Raw genomic sequence first — 392 nt, 5'->3', positions numbered from 1 at the left:
AGCCGTCGAAGGTGGGGCTGGCGATTGGGACGAAGTCGTAACAAGGTAGCCGTACCGGAAGGTGCGGCTGGATCACCTCCTTTCTAAGGAGCAACTATCGCCGAAAGGCGACAGTGGCCCGCGGTTCGCACACGTCGAACCGGGGTGCTCAAAGGCGGAGACACTGGCCAGTTGAAACCGGCAACGGCCGGCTTAGTTAGTACCGCCCCTCGGGGTGTGGAACGCGGGCTGGTGCGGCTGGTAGAGGCGAAAAACAAGCATCCTGTTGGGTATCTGAAAGAACAACCATGTATGTGGTTGGTCTTCAATGCCAGGCACAATCTCGCAGTTCATACCGCTCAATGTTGTTGAGGCTGGTGTTTTGCGGATGGGGTTGTGGGTTGGTCGTTGGT

At 57.7% G+C, this 392-nt stretch carries 1 rRNA gene; it reads left to right on the top strand.

Going from position 1 to position 392, the window contains the following annotated elements:
* Nucleotides 1-83, top strand: a 16S ribosomal RNA gene (locus tag ADL15_RS18820); the annotation flags it as partial.
* Nucleotides 84-392 lie beyond the last annotated feature (309 nt).

It is taken from the genome of Actinoplanes awajinensis subsp. mycoplanecinus, assembly GCF_001509495.1.
In the GTDB taxonomy this organism is placed as follows: domain Bacteria; phylum Actinomycetota; class Actinomycetes; order Mycobacteriales; family Micromonosporaceae; genus Actinoplanes; species Actinoplanes palleronii.
Note: the sequence above shows the minus strand (reverse complement) of the source record. Positions and strands in the feature narration are given on the sequence as shown.